Annotated in this window: 17 protein-coding genes; 7 read left to right on the top strand and 10 right to left on the bottom strand. The window is 63.2% G+C overall.

From position 1 onward, the window contains the following. Window positions 1-11 precede the first annotated feature (11 nt). From pheA to FRAAU_RS05900, 3 genes are all read right to left on the bottom strand, one after another. Complete coding sequence (gene pheA / locus FRAAU_RS05910) at window positions 12-1,100, bottom strand: prephenate dehydratase (protein ID WP_014402657.1); 1,089 nt, start codon at window positions 1,098-1,100, stop codon at window positions 12-14. Between the two features lie 85 nt (window positions 1,101-1,185). Further along, window positions 1,186-2,271: a 3-phosphoserine/phosphohydroxythreonine transaminase gene (serC, locus tag FRAAU_RS05905; protein WP_014402656.1), complete on the bottom strand. Its 1,086-nt coding sequence runs from the start codon at window positions 2,269-2,271 to the stop codon at window positions 1,186-1,188. A gap of 156 nt (window positions 2,272-2,427) precedes the next feature. Next, entirely contained in the window at window positions 2,428-3,207 is a 780-nt protein-coding gene (locus FRAAU_RS05900; RefSeq protein ID WP_014402655.1) for an FHA domain-containing protein, read from the bottom strand. Window positions 3,208-3,319: 112 nt separating this feature from the next. Here FRAAU_RS05900 and FRAAU_RS05895 point away from each other — a divergent pair, with 112 nt between their 5' ends. Together FRAAU_RS05895 and infA are read left to right on the top strand one after the other, a co-directional pair. After that, entirely contained in the window at window positions 3,320-3,595 is a 276-nt protein-coding gene (locus FRAAU_RS05895) for a polyhydroxyalkanoic acid system family protein (protein ID WP_014402654.1), read from the top strand. Between the two features lie 208 nt (window positions 3,596-3,803). After that, window positions 3,804-4,022 carry a translation initiation factor IF-1 gene (gene infA, locus FRAAU_RS05890; RefSeq protein WP_014402653.1) on the top strand — a complete coding sequence of 73 codons (219 nt, stop codon included), beginning with the start codon at window positions 3,804-3,806 and terminating at the stop codon, window positions 4,020-4,022. Between the two features lie 106 nt (window positions 4,023-4,128). Here the strand turns inward: infA and clpA are convergent, their stop codons facing one another. After that, on the bottom strand, window positions 4,129-6,402 hold the full coding sequence (clpA, locus tag FRAAU_RS05885) for an ATP-dependent Clp protease ATP-binding subunit ClpA (protein WP_014402652.1): 2,274 nt from the start codon (window positions 6,400-6,402) through the stop codon (window positions 4,129-4,131). A gap of 70 nt (window positions 6,403-6,472) precedes the next feature. Beyond that, a complete protein-coding gene (gene clpS / locus FRAAU_RS05880; protein WP_014402651.1) occupies window positions 6,473-6,799 on the bottom strand; it encodes an ATP-dependent Clp protease adapter ClpS in 327 nt (108 codons plus the stop codon). A gap of 149 nt (window positions 6,800-6,948) precedes the next feature. Between clpS and FRAAU_RS05875 the strand changes: the two genes are divergently transcribed. The 3 genes from FRAAU_RS05875 to hflD are packed head-to-tail and all read left to right on the top strand — an operon-like array spanning window position 6,949 to window position 9,201. Beyond that, entirely contained in the window at window positions 6,949-7,431 is a 483-nt protein-coding gene (locus tag FRAAU_RS05875; RefSeq protein WP_014402650.1) for an NUDIX hydrolase, read from the top strand. After that, window positions 7,428-8,567: a tRNA 2-thiouridine(34) synthase MnmA gene (mnmA, locus tag FRAAU_RS05870; RefSeq protein WP_014402649.1), complete on the top strand. Its 1,140-nt coding sequence runs from the start codon at window positions 7,428-7,430 to the stop codon at window positions 8,565-8,567. The genes FRAAU_RS05875 and mnmA overlap by 4 nt, the downstream gene beginning before the upstream one ends. Before the next feature lie 10 nt (window positions 8,568-8,577). Continuing rightward, window positions 8,578-9,201, top strand: a complete 624-nt coding sequence (gene hflD / locus FRAAU_RS05865) for a high frequency lysogenization protein HflD (RefSeq protein ID WP_041270406.1) — start codon at window positions 8,578-8,580, stop codon at window positions 9,199-9,201. A 109-nt stretch (window positions 9,202-9,310) separates the two neighbouring features. Here hflD and FRAAU_RS05860 read toward each other — a convergent pair whose 3' ends face one another. Beyond that, a complete protein-coding gene (locus FRAAU_RS05860; RefSeq protein WP_014402647.1) occupies window positions 9,311-9,508 on the bottom strand; it encodes a hypothetical protein in 198 nt (65 codons plus the stop codon). A 555-nt stretch (window positions 9,509-10,063) separates the two neighbouring features. Here FRAAU_RS05860 and FRAAU_RS05855 point away from each other — a divergent pair. Next, entirely contained in the window at window positions 10,064-10,609 is a 546-nt protein-coding gene (locus tag FRAAU_RS05855; protein ID WP_014402646.1) for a C40 family peptidase, read from the top strand. Window positions 10,610-10,702: 93 nt separating this feature from the next. Here the strand turns inward: FRAAU_RS05855 and FRAAU_RS05850 are convergent, their stop codons facing one another. Continuing rightward, window positions 10,703-11,188 (bottom strand): FKBP-type peptidyl-prolyl cis-trans isomerase, encoded by a 486-nt coding sequence (locus FRAAU_RS05850; RefSeq protein WP_014402645.1) that lies wholly within the window; start codon window positions 11,186-11,188, stop codon window positions 10,703-10,705. A 92-nt stretch (window positions 11,189-11,280) separates the two neighbouring features. After that, window positions 11,281-12,495, bottom strand: a complete 1,215-nt coding sequence (locus FRAAU_RS05845) for an MFS transporter (RefSeq protein ID WP_014402644.1) — start codon at window positions 12,493-12,495, stop codon at window positions 11,281-11,283. 235 nt (window positions 12,496-12,730) lie between these two features. On the opposite strand from FRAAU_RS05845, the gene FRAAU_RS05840 reads away from it, so the two are divergent. Then, the gene (locus FRAAU_RS05840; RefSeq protein WP_014402643.1) at window positions 12,731-14,059 is read left to right on the top strand and encodes a DEAD/DEAH box helicase; all 1,329 of its coding nucleotides are present in this window, start codon (window positions 12,731-12,733) and stop codon (window positions 14,057-14,059) included. On the opposite strand, the gene rimJ is transcribed toward FRAAU_RS05840, so the two are convergent. Further along, the gene (gene rimJ, locus FRAAU_RS05835) at window positions 14,045-14,608 is read right to left on the bottom strand and encodes a ribosomal protein S5-alanine N-acetyltransferase (protein ID WP_014402642.1); all 564 of its coding nucleotides are present in this window, start codon (window positions 14,606-14,608) and stop codon (window positions 14,045-14,047) included. The genes FRAAU_RS05840 and rimJ overlap by 15 nt on opposite strands. 109 nt (window positions 14,609-14,717) lie before the next feature. After that, window positions 14,718-15,467, bottom strand: coding sequence for an SDR family NAD(P)-dependent oxidoreductase (locus tag FRAAU_RS05830; protein WP_014402641.1), 750 nt, complete (start codon window positions 15,465-15,467; stop codon window positions 14,718-14,720). Between the last annotated feature and the right edge of the window lie 155 nt (window positions 15,468-15,622).

The raw sequence follows: 15,622 nt of genomic DNA, 5'->3' as shown, positions 1-15,622 counted from the left end.
GGACATCCATCTCAGGGCAAGGCCACCGGATAAGAGCCCAGCACCCGCAGATCGGCCAGACTGGCTTCCATCTCGACCAGCGCTTCCTTGATGGGCGTGTCGGCACTGTGGCCGGAGACGTCGATAAAGAAGGCGTACTGCCACTTGCCGTCATGCGAGGGTCGTGACTCGATGCGATTGAGACTGATCCCGTGACGGGCCAGCGGGCTGAGCACGTCATACAGGGCGCCGGGCTTGTCATTGACGGTGACCAGCAGCGAGGTGCGGTCATTGCCGGAGGGCGGGAACAGCTTGCGGCCGATCACCAGGAAACGGGTGGTATTGTCGGCGCGATCCTCGATGGCCTCGCCTACGGTCTTCAGGCCATAGACATGACCGGCGGACTGGCCGGCGATGGCGGCCGCATCATCGGCGTGACGTGCCAGACGAGCGGCCTCGGCGTTGCTGGTGACCGGAATCCGTTCTGCCCAGGGCAGATTGATGCGCAACCAGGTCTTGCATTGCTGCAGTGACTGCGGATGGGAATAGACCCGTTTGATATCCTCCAGCCGGCCGGTGCGCGAGAGCAGGCACTGATGCACCCGCAGCTCGACTTCGCCGCAGATCCTGGCCTCGGAGCTGAGGAACATGTCCAGGGTGATCTGGATCATGCCCTGTCCCGAGTTTTCCACCGGCACCACGCCGAAGTCCGCATTTCCGGCGACGACTTCCTGGAACACTTCCTCGATGCTGCCCAACGGCAGACCGTAGGCGGCATGACCGAAATGCTTGCGGACCGCCTGTTCGCTGAAGGTGCCTTCCGGCCCCAGAAAGCCGATCTTCAACGGGTCTTCCTGGGCCAGACAGGAGGACATGATCTCGCGAAACAACCGCACCATCTCGGCATCGGTCAGCGGCCCCTGATTGCGATCCACCACCATGCGCAGTACATGGGCTTCGCGCTCGGGTCGATAATAATCAATGGCCGATAGCCCCTCGCCCTTGACCTTGGCCACTTCCCGCGCCCAATTGGCACGCTCGGAAATCAGCGACTGGATCTGTTGATCGATATGGTCGATGCGCTCACGTACATCGGTGAGCGAGGGTTTTTGATCATTCATGATGGAGATATCGGCGTCTTGAATTCATGGTGGGGGGGCAGCCATAGTGCCTCAAATCGCAAACTCCTGCCCAGCCGGGCAGAAATCAACCGTAGCGACGGGCAAACTCGGCCATGAAGGCGACCAGCGCCTCCACAGCCGCCAGCGGCACCGCGTTGTAGATCGAGGCGCGCATGCCGCCTACCGCCTTGTGTCCCTTCAGCGCCATCAAGCCTGCCGCCGCGGACTGCTCAAGGAACAGGGCATCCAGTGCCGGATCATGCAGAGTGAAAGGCACGTTCATGCGCGAGCGGGCCGCCGGATCCACCGGATTGCGATAGAAGCCGCCGGAGCCGTCGATGGCCTGGTACAACAGGCCGGACTTGCGGATATTGCCGGCCTCGATCGCCGCCAGTCCACCCTGGGCCAGAATCCACTTGAAGGTCAGCCCTGCCAGATACCAGCCCCAGGTGTTGGGCGTATTCAGCATCGAGTCGGCCGCGGCCTGCTCGCGATAGCGCAGCACGTTGGCCATGGGCCGCCCTTCCCGTGCCAGCAGATCGCGACGGATGATCATCACCACCAGGCCGGATGGACCAATATTCTTCTGGGCACCGGCATAAACGATGCCATGGCGCTCGATGTCCACGGGTGCCGACAGGATGTTCGAGGACATGTCGGCCACCAGCGGCAGGTGACCCGACGGGGGCGGCTGCCGCCATTCGATGCCATGTATGGTTTCGTTGGCGACATAGTGCAGATAGGCCGCGTCCGGATCCAGCGCGGCGGTATCCACCAACGGCAGGCAACGATAGCCCTGCTCCTTGCTGCTGGCCACGATCCGGGTCTGCACATAAGGCCCGGCCTCGCTGACGGCCTTTTCGCTCCAATGCCCGGTCAGCACATAATCGGCACGATCTCCCGGTGCTGCGAGATTCATCGGGATCTGGGCAAAATGCTGGGTCGCACCGCCCTGCAGAAACAGCACCGCATAATGCGCGGGAATCGCCAGCAATTCGCGAAGGTCGGCCTCGGCCTGTGCGGCCATGGCCATGAACGGCTTGCCGCGATGGGAAAGCTCCATCACCGAAGCTCCGCTGCCGTTCCAGTCCAGCAAGTCGGCCTGGGCCTGCTGCAGGACCTCAAGCGGCAAGGCTGCCGGTCCGGCACTGAAATTCCATACTCTGCTCACTGACGCTGCCCTTGTCATCACGATGCAGACATTATGCCTTGATCCGCACGGCGCGGATCGCCGCCATCAGCGACACGCCTGCGCCGCGCGCCAGAGCAACGGACGGCTGGCCATCCTTTCGATCATCGCCCCGGGAAGATCGATGGGCCGCCTGATTCAGCGATGAATCCACAAGACCAAGGCAATGCCCATCGCCAGAATGGCGGCGGTCAGGATCAGCCACCACACTTCCCCGCGCGGAGCGGCCGTGACTTCGGGCCCGATCGCCGGCGAAGGCGCGGGCGGGACGGGCTCAACCCGGTCGGCCAGCAGCCCCGGCGCTTCGACCACCCAGCGATGCATGCCCAGGCCGACCTGGTCGCCTGGCAACAACCGCCGAGGCAGACTCGCCACCAGACCATTGACCCGCAGGGGAAAGCGCGCGGACTGCATCGTGGCCAGCAACAGCAGGCCTTGCGGCGCTCGCTCGATATCGAAACAGACCGATTCACCCGATGCCATCGGCAAGGCGATGCCGCCCGTCCCGAAGCGAAGCTGACGGGTCAGCGACCAGACCTTGCCGGACAGCGGACCGGCGACCGCTCGAATGCCGATCACTCCGGTTGAAGCCCCTATCGCCGGAACCGCCTTTTCAGCCGCGACATCCGTCACGGCATCGGCACAAAGCAGCATCCGGCTTCGGCCCAGACCGAGAATATCGCCATAGCGCAACATGGCCCGCTCCCGCACCGGACGGGCATTGACATAGACCCGGTCGGCACCAGCCACCACCTCCAGAATCAAACCGATCGCCGGATCCAGCCGGATCACCGCATGGTGCTCGGCTGCCGCGTCCTGGAACAGCTGAAGGTCGTTGTCCGCACCGCTGCCGATACGCAAACGGTCGCCCGTCCACAGGAAGTCTTCACGGTCGGAATGGGGGAATTCGATACGCATCGAGTACAACTGCCGGTGATTGGCGGAAACTTTAACAGAAGCGTCCCAGCCCGCGGCGAACACGGCCGCCGGCGCTTGCCGCTATAATCGACCTTTTGACCGGATATCCATCATGTCGAAAGTCGACGTCCGAGAGCCCTGTCACCTGCCGCAAGCCGAAGCCCGTCAGCGCATTGATAAGATCGTTTCGAACATGCATGAACAATTCGGTACTCAGGGTGAATGGAGCGGTGACTGCTACCGCTTCTCGCGCTCCGGTCTGAATGGCCGGGTGACGGTCGATCCGGACAGCGTCCGCATCGAAATCGAACTGGGCCTGCTGATGACCCCGCTGAAGCCGATGATCGAGCAGGAAATCCGTCGCAAATTCAAGCAGCATCTCAGCTGAGACCCGCTTGCCGGGTCCGTGATGACCGCGCCGGCAGCCCGGCCTGGTTCATTCCGGCCATCCTTGAGTTGCGACTCACCGGGCCGGCTATGGCACCGCTTCGCCACACTGCCGTCGACCCGCCTCGCCATGACTTTGATCTGCCGGCGATCCATGGCACAATAGCGGACTTATCGGCCGAAGGGCCACACTGCCTTTAACGGAAAGCATGGCTAAAGACGACGTAATCGAAATGGAAGGCACGGTCCAGGAGACCCTGCCCAACACGATGTTCCGCGTACAGCTGGAAAACGGGCACGTCATTATCGCCCACATCTCCGGCCGGATGCGCAAGCATTACATCCGCATCCTGACTGGTGACAAGGTCAAGGTGGAAATGACGCCTTACGATTTGACCAAGGGCCGGATCACCTACCGCATGAAGTAATCCTGCAGACAACCGTCAAGGCGTTTGCGCCTGCCGGCTTGATCACGGATTGCGAACGGCGTCGCCCTTGAGGCGACGCCGTTTTTCCGTGCCCGCAGAAGCGGACTCAGTCCACCTCGGCCGGTACGGCTTCTGCCGCCTCGCTGGTCACCGACAGCTCGCCGTCCTTGACGCCGAGCAGGACCTTGCCGCCATCGGCCAGCTTGCCGAACAGCAATTCGTCGGCCAGCACGCGCTTGACCCGATCCTGGATCACCCGCGCCATCGGCCGGGCTCCCATCTGCGGATCAAAGCCGTTCTCGGCCATCCAGCGCCGCGCCTCGGCATCCACATCCAGCACCACGTGCTTCTCGCCCAGCTGCGCCTCCAGCTCGATCAGGAATTTGTCGACCACCCGCAGAATATGATCGAAATCCAGCGGATTGAACTGGACGATGGCATCCAGACGATTGCGGAATTCAGGCGTAAAGGCCCGCCGGATGATTTCCATCGCGTCCGTGGCATGGTTCTGCTTGAGGAAGCCGATGCTGCGGCGTGAAGCATACTGAGCCCCGGCATTGGTCGTCATCACCAGGACCACATTCTTGAAGTTGGCTTCACGGCCATTGGTATCGGTCAGCACGCCGCGATCCATCACCTGCAGCAGGATATTGAATACATCGGGATGCGCCTTCTCGATCTCGTCCAGCAGCAGCACGGCATGCGGATGCTTGGTGACCGCCTCGGTCAGCAGGCCGCCCTGATCAAAGCCGACATAGCCCGGAGGGGCGCCGACCAGCCGCGACACCGAGTGGGCCTCCATGTATTCGGACATGTCGAAGCGGATCATCTCGATCCCCAGCTGCATGGCTAGCTGACGGGTGACCTCGGTCTTGCCGACACCGGTCGGGCCGGCCAGCAGGAAAGACCCGATCGGCTTGTCCGGATTGCCCAGACCCGAGCGCGCCATCTTGATCGACGCCGCCAGGGCCTCGATCGCCGCATCCTGACCGAACACGACCATTTTCAGATTGCGCTCCAGATTGCGCAGCACATCACGATCCGATGCGGAGACTTGCTTGGCCGGAATCCGTGCCATCTTGGCCACGATATATTCCACCTCGGGCACATCCACGGTACCGGTGCGCTGGTCTTCAGGGAGCAGCCGCTGCCGGGCACCCGCCTCGTCGATGACGTCGATGGCCTTGTCGGGCAGCAACCGGTCGGGAATATGCTTGACCGACAGGTCCACCGCCGCCCGCAGCGCCTCGGCGGTGTAGCTGATGTTGTGATGATCCTCGAAACGCGACTTCAGACCCTTGAGGATTTCCAGGCTGTCGGCCACCGAGGGCTCGACCACATCGATCTTCTGGAACCGCCGGGCCAGTGCGCGATCCTTCTCGAACACACCGCGGAACTCCTGGAAGGTGGTCGAACCGATGCAGCGCAGCTCGCCCGAAGCCAGCAGCGGCTTGATCAGATTGCCGGCATCCATGGTCCCGCCCGAGGCCGAGCCCGCACCGATGATGGTATGGATCTCGTCGATGAACAGAATCGCGTCCGGCTGCTTCTTCAGCTGGGTGATCACGCCCTTCAGCCGCTTTTCGAAATCGCCGCGGTATTTGGTGCCGGCCACCAGCGCGCCCAGGTCCAGCGACCAGATGGTGGCGCCCTCCAGCACTTCCGGCACCTCGCCATCGACGATGCGCTTGGCCAGCCCTTCCGCCAGTGCCGTCTTGCCGACACCGGCCTCGCCGACGAACAGCGGATTGTTCTTGCGGCGACGGCAGAGCACCTGCACGGTCCGCTCGATCTCGTCCTGACGGCCGATCAACGGATCGATCTTGCCCTCCAGGGCCAGCTCATTGAGGTTGCTGGCATATTCGTGCAGCGGGCTGCTCTTGCCCTCACCGCCCTCCTCGCCCTCACGCTCGGCGGCAGGCGCGCCACCACTGGCCGCCTCGTCTGCCACCTTGGCAATGCCGTGGGAAATATAGTTGACCACATCCAGCCGACTCACTTCCTGCTGGTGCAGGAAATACACGGCATGGGAATCCTTCTCGCCGAAAATGGCCACCAGCACGTTGGCGCCGGTGACTTCCTTGCGATTGGCCGATTGCACATGGTAGACCGCGCGCTGCAGTACGCGCTGGAAACCGAGCGTGGGCTGGGTGTCACGCTCGTCGCCGGCCGGCAGCACCGGCACGGTCTCGTCGATGATGCGCTGCAGGTCGGCCGACAGGCGCGGCAGATCAACGCCGCAAGCCCGCATCGCGGTGACGGCAGACTGGTTGTCGGTGAGCGCCAGCAGCAGATGCTCCACCGTCATGAACTCGTGGCGATGTTCGCGTGCCTGCTTGTAGCACTGGCCGATGGTGACTTCGAGATCCTTGCTGAACATGCGGACCGTCTCCACTTCAATGAACATATTGGGCGGTGCGATGACCGCGATGACTACTACATGGTGGCAGTCACAGTTTTTCCATAGTGCACAATAACGGGTGTTGATGGGATCGTGAATATTCGTTCACCAAGGTGACCTTGGTTTCCGCTACCTCACGGGTATACACGCCGCATACGCCCTTGCCGCGGGTATGCACATGCAGCATGACCTGGACCGCCTGCTCCTGATCCAGGTTGAAAAAGCCCCGCAGAACCTCCACCACGAAATCCATGGGCGTGAAGTCGTCGTTCAGCAAGACTACCTGGAACATCGGCGGTCGAACCACCTCGGGTCGCGCCGCTTCAAGGGCGACACCGTGTGACGGGTGCGAATCATTGTCCGGATCGTGGGCCATGAGCTCTCTACTGGTTGGCTGCCTTGAAAGTATAACGGCACGTACCGCAGGTGATCGCCCGTCCGCGCCTCAGCATGAGGTAGTGGCACAATACCTGTTTTTCCAGTGCCGCCTCCGGCGGCCCGAGTCCGGATGGAGTCCGTTCCACGGTGAACCAAGCAGCTGCCCCCCAATCCGCCTTCCCCCATGTCACGGTCGCCACCATCGTCCATCGCGACGGGCGTTATCTGATGGTTGAGGAGGAAGTGAACGATCGCATCGTCTACAACCAGCCCGCCGGACACCTGGACATCGGCGAGAGCCTGCTGGCCGCCGCGGTCCGAGAGACCCGCGAGGAAACCGGCTGGCAGGTCCAGCTCGATCATCTGGTGGCCATTCACCAGTGGCACAGCCACGAACATGGCGATGAAGTCTTGCGATTCAGCTTTGCCGCCACCGCCCTGGAGCATGATGCTAGGATGCCGCTGGATGCAGGCATCCAGCGCTGTCTGTGGCTGAGTCGTACCGAGATCGAAGCGCTGGGCGATGCCCTGCGCTCACCGATGATCCTGCTCAGCATCGATGCCTGGCTGACCGGCCAGCGACTGCCACTGCAAAGCATCGACTGCCTGCTGCCGAGGGCTGCGCCATGAAGGTGATGCTCGGTGTTTCAGGTGGCGTCGACTCCTCGGTGGCAGCCCTGCTGCTGCAGCGCGAGGGCCGCGAGGTGGAAGGCCTGTTCATGCAGAACTGGGAAGAGGATATCGAGGACGGCCCCTGCACCGTGGATACCGACCGCAAGGATGCGCTGTCGGTCTGCGGGCGACTGGGCATACCCTTCCATGCCCGCAACTTCGCCGCCGATTACTGGCAGCACGTCTTCGAGCACTTCATTGCCGAGTACCGGGCAGGCCGCACCCCCAATCCGGACATCCTCTGCAACCGCGAGATCAAGTTCAAGACTTTCCTGACCGAGGCCCGTGCCCTGGGGGCCGAGCAGATCGCCACCGGTCACTACGCCCGCGTCGCGCGGCGCGATGGTCGCTGGCAGCTGCTGAAGGCGGTCGATGCCAGCAAGGATCAAAGCTATTTTCTGCATGCCCTGGGCCAGGATGCCTTGTCGGCCACCCTGTTTCCGCTGGGCGAGATCGAAAAGTCATCGGTGCGAGAGCTCGCGCGCGAAGCCGCCCTGCCGACGCATGCCAAAAAGGACTCGACCGGCATCTGCTTTATCGGCGAACGCAATTTCCGCGACTTTCTCGGCCGCTACCTGCCCGCGCAGCCCGGCGAGATCTGGAGTGTCGACGGCCAATGCCTGGGCCCTCATCAAGGCACCATGTACTACACCCTTGGTCAGCGCAACGGCCTCGGTATCGGCGGGCGTCAGGGAGCCAGCGGCGAGCCCTGGTATGTGGTCGGCAAGGATCTGCCGCGCAACCGGCTGCTGGTCGCCCAGGGCGGCGAAAACCAATGGCTGCATGCCAGCCGGATCCGTGCCGTGGACGCCACCTGGATCGATGGCCGCCCGCCCTCGGGTCAATTCCGCTGCGCTGCCAAGACCCGCTATCGACAGCCCGACCAGGCATGCGAGGTCACCGTCGGAAGCGACCATCTCGAGATCCGGTTCGACGATGCCCAGCGCGCGCCCACGCCCGGCCAGTCGGTGGTGTTCTATGACGGCGAAGTCTGCCTGGGCGGCGCCGTGATCACCGCCACCGATGCCGCCTTCGGAGGCTGGTCCGAGCCAGTCGCCGTACCTACCCCAGCTTGGATATCCCCCAGTGTTTGAACGTTTCGCCATGACCGAGGAGCGTGTACTGGCGCTCGCCGGACTGTTCCAGGCCACCACCCTGACCCAGCAGCTCGCCCAGACCGGGCAGTGCGATCACAACGCACTGGAAAGCAGCATGGCCAGCATCTTCGCCATCGACGCCCCCTCCGTGCCCGCCGTCTACCAGGGTGTCGCCGGAGTCCGTGTCGGCCTGCGCAATCTGGTCGACCAGCTCGACAGCCAACCCAGGCAGCTCAATGTGGTCCGCATGACGGTAGCCGTGCTGCGACTGGAGCGTTCATTGGCGCGCCGTCCCGCCATGATGGAACACCTGCAGCAAGGCATCCTCACCATCCAGCGCCAGAGCGGACACTTCGAACTCGGCACCTCCCAGCTTTGCAACAAGCTGGCCCAGCTATATACCGAAACCCTGTCCACTCTGCGTCCGAGAGTGATGATTACCGGTGATCCGCATACCTTGCAGCGCCCCGAGGTGGTCGCCAAGGTTCGTACCGGACTGCTGGCGGCCGTCCGTTCGGCCATGCTCTGGCGCCAGCTCGGCGGCCAGCAATGGCAGCTGATCGCCTATCGCCGCCATGCCTGCATGATCGCTCGCGGGCTGCTGACCGGTGTCACCATCGAACAGGGCTGAGCTCAGCATTGCCGCGAAGCCGAAAATGAAAAGGCCCGGCTTGCGCCGGGCCCCGATCAGACGTGACCCGCAAGGGAGTCACGCCCGCACTCGCCTCGATGCTTGATGATCAGGCGGCGCTGGCAGCAGCGGCCGGAGCAGCCTTCTTGGCAGCCTTGTGATGATGGTGGTGATGCTTGCCCTTCTTGGCGGTGGTCGCCGGGGTGCTGGCAGACTTGCTGGCCGCCGGAGCATCGGTCTGAGCAAACACGGAGCCCGAAAGAGCCAGACCAGCCAGCAGCAGGGAAGCGATCGCAAGTTTACGCATGGTGTTTGAACCTCGAACTGAAAGAGACGGCGCGCCCGGTCATCACGTCCGGAACACACCTGATATGGGTCAGCCACGTGCCGTGGCAGGCATAAACTGCGGAGTTCGCGAGCCGCCGTCAAGATGTCCATTTGCGTCGATGCAACCCCACGCCTCGTCATTCGCAACATATTGCGACACATTGGATTAATCCCCTCCTTTCGCCCACATTTCGAGGCTCGTGCAGCGCCGCTGCGGGCATGAGCCGCCATGTCCGCAGTCACGCAGGTCCGCAGCTTCATGCGGTCCAGGGAGCGTTCCGAGACTCTGCAACATTTAACATGGGTTCATTCTCAGGGCGCTTCGACCACGTTCCACCGGCGCGGCTCGAGGGCCGCCCCCGCACCCATCAAAAACCCTTGGCATCGCCCCCGTGGACACGGTACTGCAACGCCGCGTCTGGCCGCCAGCCATCCTGATCGGGACAAAACATCAAAAATATCTTGAAGACTTCTCTCCAAGTTATTGATTTGATAATCTCGATCCCAACCGAGATCCGCCCCGGGAGATGACAACGTGGCAAGCTCACTGGATCCGTGCCGGCTAGGAGCCGGCCCATGGCTGGCAGCATGTCTGCTGCTGCTCGCCGGCTGCGCCAGCAATCCGCACGAGGCCACGTTCAAGCCCTCGCATTCGGCCTTGGCCGATCTGCCTGCACGCGCACCACCCGGCCAGGAAACCCATGAGGCCAATGACGTCCTGATCCGGGCCATCGGCCTGGTCGGCACGCCGTATCACTGGGGCGGCAACACCCCGGCGGGAGGCTTCGACTGCAGCGGTCTGGTCAACTATATCTATCGGCAATCCACCGGACTGGCCCTGCCCAGGACCTCATCGGCCATGGCCTCGATGGACCGACCGAAGATCCGGCGACAAACCGCCCTGATCAGCGGGGATCTGGTCTTTTTCGGTCGGCATGGACACATCTCCCATGTAGGAGTCTACGTAGGCAAGGGCCGCTTCGTGCATGCGCCCAACAGCGGAGGCACGGTACGCCTGGATGATATTGACGGCCCTTATTGGCGCAGTCACTTCGCCTGGGGCCGGCGGGTACTGGACTGAAGACCAGCCGGTACCGGCATCACGAAAAATCCCTTCCGTGAAACGATACCGGCCGCTCTCGCGGCCGGTATCGTCAGAAGCCCTGCAAGAAACTCAGTGAGCCTCTGCGCCCGGCGGATGGGCATGGCCATGCTCCAGCTCTTCGGCACTGGCGTCGCGTACCGCATTGACGGTGACGTCGAAATGCAGGGACTTGCCAGCCATGGGGTGGTTCAGATCCACATCGACCGTGGTCATGCCGACCTTCTGCACCACCACCGCACGATGACCGCCCTCCTTCAGCGCCAGCACGGTGGTCATGCCCGGCTTCAGCTTGGCGGCCTGCTGGAAGTACTTCTTCGGCACGCGCTGTGTCATGCCCTCGCTGCGTTCGCCATAGCCCTGCTCCGGGCTTATGTCGACCGACAGCGTGGCGCCGGCCTCCTGACCTTCCAGAGCGGCTTCCAGGCCCGGGATCAATTGACCACGGCCCAGCAGGACCCACAGCGCCTCACCGCTGTCGAACGAGCTTTCCAGCTTCTCGCCATCCACGGTCAGGCTGTAATCAAACCCGACCACCTTGTCTTTTTCGGCCTTCATGACTTATCTCGCAAACGATCAAACCGCCAGTCTAGCAGGGCCGGGAAAAGGGACCAAAGACTTCCGTGCCCCACGCGCCGCCCTCGGCCCAATCAGGACTCGGCCAGCGAGACATCCTTGGCCTCCGGCCCGACCCAGACCAGAAAAGTCAGCAACAAGGCCACCACCACGATCCAGATCGACATCGCCGTGGTCAGTCCACCACAACGGGCGGCCATCCAGCCCTGCGCCGCCGGCGTCAATGCCGCCAGCAGATTGCCGGCCTGATAGACCACCCCCGGCAAAGTGCCACGAACCGCAGCGGGCGCCAGCTCATTGAGATGACTGGGTACGACACCCCAGGCGCCCTGGATCATCATCTGGATCAGAAAAGCCCCCGCGGCCAGCCAGACCAGCGAACTGCCGTACATCCACAGCGGCACCGCCGGAATCGCCAACAGGGCCGCCAGCATCATCGCCCGCCTCCGACCTATCCGCTCCGACAAGGCACCGAACAGCAAGCCGCCTACCAGGGCGCCAAGATTCAGCATCGCCACCAGCATGAAAGCCGCCCCCGAGCCTGCCGGCAGATGCAGGCTGGTCTCTTCGAAATTGTGATAGAGGTCCTGCGAGCCATGACTGAACATGTTGAAGGCCGCCATCAGCAGCATCAGATAGAAGGCCAGTTTCCAGTGTCCGCGCATCGCTCGCAGCAAGCTCTGACGGGGAGCATGCTGACCGGCCTGCCAGACTTCGGATTCGGGCACCTTGCGACGGATATAAATCACCAGGAGAGCCGGCAACGCCCCCACCACAAACAGACCGCGCCAGCCGATATGGTCGATCAGCAGCCAGTTGGCCAGCGCCGCCAGAAAGAAGCCCGCCGGATAGCCGCTCTGCAGCAGGCCCGAAATCAGGCCACGCGACCTGGCCGGAATCGACTCCATCGCGAGGGACGCACCAATGCCCCATTCACCGCCCATCGCGATCCCGAACAGAAAACGGGTCGCCAGCAGCATGGCCAGATTGGGTGCGAACGCGCTGGCCAGTTCAAACAACGAGAACAGCACGATATCCAGCATCAGAATCGGGCGCCGCCCATAACGATCGGCCAGCCTCCCGAAGATGAAGGCGCCCAGGGGGCGGCCGGCCAAAGTCAGAGTCAGGCCAAGACTCACGACCGCCGGCGAAGCATGGAAATCCCTGGCCACGGCAAGCAGCACGAAGGTCAACAGAAAAAAATCGAACGCATCAAGGGTCCAGCCCAGAAAACTGGCCAGCACGGTATGACGTTGGGTGGAGCTGAGTTCACGCAGCGAGGAAAACATCCGACCCCCAGGGTATTGGTCAAAATGACGCGGCGGCGAGACTAACACAACGGCCCCTCGTCCGAAGCCCGCACAGCGAGGGCCGCCGAGACCGCACTGACAGCTGACGATAACCGACATTCAGGCTATACTGGGACATTCGCGCAGTCCGCGCGAGTCGCGGCGCCCCGCCGCTCTCCCTCTCAAACGCAACACGGTCTTTAACAGGCTCCGGGTTGCTCAGGAGCTTGAATCCATGTCATTTGAATCGCTGGGCCTTGCGCCCGCGTTGCTACGTGCGCTTGCCGAACAGGGCTATACCGCACCCACCCCGATCCAGGCCGAAGCCATTCCTGCCGTACTCGCCGGTCGCGACGTGCTCGCCGCCGCCCAGACCGGCACCGGCAAGACGGCCGCCTTCGCTCTGCCCCTGCTGCAGAAGCTGGGCGACGGCGCCCGTGGCGCCCGCAAGCCGCGCGCTCTGGTACTGACCCCGACCCGTGAACTGACTGCCCAGGTCAACGACAATCTGCGCAGCTATGCCAAGCATATGCATTGCACCAGCACCGTGATCTTCGGCGGCGTGGGCATGGGCAACCAGGTCCAGGCCCTGCGCCGTGGCGTGGACGTGGTCATCGCGACTCCGGGCCGTCTGATCGACCATATGCAGCAGCGGACCATCGACCTGTCAGGCATCGAGCTGCTGATCCTGGACGAAGCCGACCGCATGCTGGACATGGGCTTTCTGCCGGCCCTGAAGCGGGTGGTGCAGGCCTTGCCGAAAAACCGGCAGACCTTGCTGTTCTCAGCCACCTTTGCCCCGCCGATCAAGGCGCTGGCGATGGACTTTCTGAGCAACCCGGTCGAAATCTCGGTCGCTCCGCCCAATACCGTCAACACTACCATCAGTCATCACGTGCATCCGGTCGATGCCGCGGTGAAGCGTGACTTGCTGCTGCACGTGCTGGCCAAGGACAGTCGCCGCCAGACTCTGGTGTTCAGCCGCACCAAGCATGGCGCCGACAAGCTGGTGAAGTTTCTGGATGCCGCCGGCCTGCGTTCGGCCGCCATCCACGGCAACAAGAGCCAGAATGCCCGCACCCGCGCCCTGGCCGACTTCAAGAGCGGCAGGACCACCGTGCTGGTAGCCACCGACATCGCCGCACGTGGCATCGATATCGATCAGCTGCCGGTAGTCATCAATTTCGACCTGCCGATGGTGGCCGAGGATTATGTGCACCGCATCGGTCGTACCGGCCGCGCCGGCGCCGAAGGCCTGGCCATTTCCCTGGTCAGCCATGACGAGTCCGGCCTGCTGCGGGATATCCGCAAACTGCTGAACCAGGACATTGCCATCGCCAACGTGGAAGGCTTTGAACCCAGCCAGCCGTTGCGACTGGATGCCGGCGCACCACGCCCGCAACAGCGTCCGCAGCAGCCGCGCGGTTCGCGCGGCCCGCGCAACGGCAATGGCAATGGCGGCGGCCAGCGTCGGGCGCAGGGCGGCCATCAGGGTGGCGGTCGCGGCCAGGGCAGCGGCCAGCGTCGTGGCGGCCAGGGCGGCTCGCGCTCACACGCCGACTGAAATACCGGCTGACGGCGCGATCCGTGCCGTCAGCACATGGTCCTGCCAGCGCCCGGCGATTTTCAGATAATCCCGGGCGTAACCTTCCCGCTCGAATCCCAGTCGTTGCAGCAAGGCGCCGCTTCGTACGTTGGCAGGCATGTAGTTGGCCATGATCCGATGCAGGCCAAGGCCGGCAAAAGCCCATTCCAGGCCTGCCTCAAGGGCCTCGTGCATCAATCCCTGGCCCTGCTTGTCCGCGGCCAGACCATAACCCAGGTGACAGGCCTGAAACACGCCACGCACGATGTTGGCGAAGGTGAAGCTGCCCCAGATCTCGGTTTCGTCAGGACTGAAGATACAGAACGGATAGCCCTGCTCCAGCCGCGCCGCGGCCATGGCATGGGCAATGCTGCGAGCCACCGCCTCGCGACTGTAATAGGACGCGTCATGCCACGGCTCCCAGGGCTCGAGATGATCGCGATTGCGCATGCGGTACTCCAGCAGGCGACCGGTATCGGCCGCTACCGGAGCACGACATACCATCCGTGGCGTGTGCAGTCGGGGCATCGTCAGATCCGGCATGCCGTACCCGCTTCATACCGCCGTCGGTCCGCTCGACCGCCGGCCCATGCCGCTTTCCGGAGCTCTCGCGTTGCCCGAATCCGCCAAACCACTCTCAGCGCTCCTGGTCTGTCGGCCGGATCAGCATCTCGTTGATCGCCACATGAGCAGGCCGGGTCGCGCAATAGACCACGGCATCGGCGATATCCTCGGACTGCAGCTGGCGCAGGCTGTCGGCCCAGGCATTGATCGCGCCCTGTACGGCCTTGTCGGCGATATGCTCGCGCAGCTCGGTGGCCACCAGACCCGGCTCGATCACGGTGACCCGGATCCGGTCGGCATGGACCTCCTTGCGCAAGGCCTCGGAAAACGCCACCACCCCGAACTTGGTCGCCGAGTAGCCGGCGCCGTTGGGGTTGGCGATACGACCGGCCGTGGAGGCAATATTGATGATATGGCCCTCGCCCCGCTGTTTCATGCCGGGCAGCGCCGCCTGGGTGGCCGCGATCAGGCTCAGCAGATTAAGTTCGATCATCTGCCGCCAGCGCCCCAGATCCGCCGTCAGCACCGGCTCCAGATACATCACGCCGGCATTGTTGACCAGAATGTCCAGACGCCCGAAATCCGCTTCGCAGTCCCGCACGACCTGGCTGGCCGCAGCCTCGTCGACCAGATCCGCCACATAGACCCGCGCCTCGCCACCCTCCGTCCGGATCATCTCGGCCACAGACCTCAGTCGCTCCTCGCGCCGCCCTACCAGAGCGACGCGGGCACTGGCCTTGGCCAGCGCCAAGGCAGTGGCCTCGCCAATGCCCGACGATGCTCCGGTCACCAGAGCCACGCGGTCCGTCAATTTTCCAGTCATGCCCAGATCCACCTTTGCCTGAATGTCGCTTCAGTATAGTCGCCCGCTCCCGCATCGGAATGCGGCGATCGACAGCTTGCCGAACTCAGCGCCAAGTCCCTAAATCTGTTACAATAGAAAACCATGCGTGTACCATTTGCACACGCATCCCGCAT

This window comes from Frateuria aurantia DSM 6220 (assembly GCF_000242255.2).
Classification (GTDB): Bacteria; Pseudomonadota; Gammaproteobacteria; order Xanthomonadales; family Rhodanobacteraceae; genus Frateuria; species Frateuria aurantia.
Note: the sequence above shows the minus strand (reverse complement) of the source record. Positions and strands in the feature narration are given on the sequence as shown.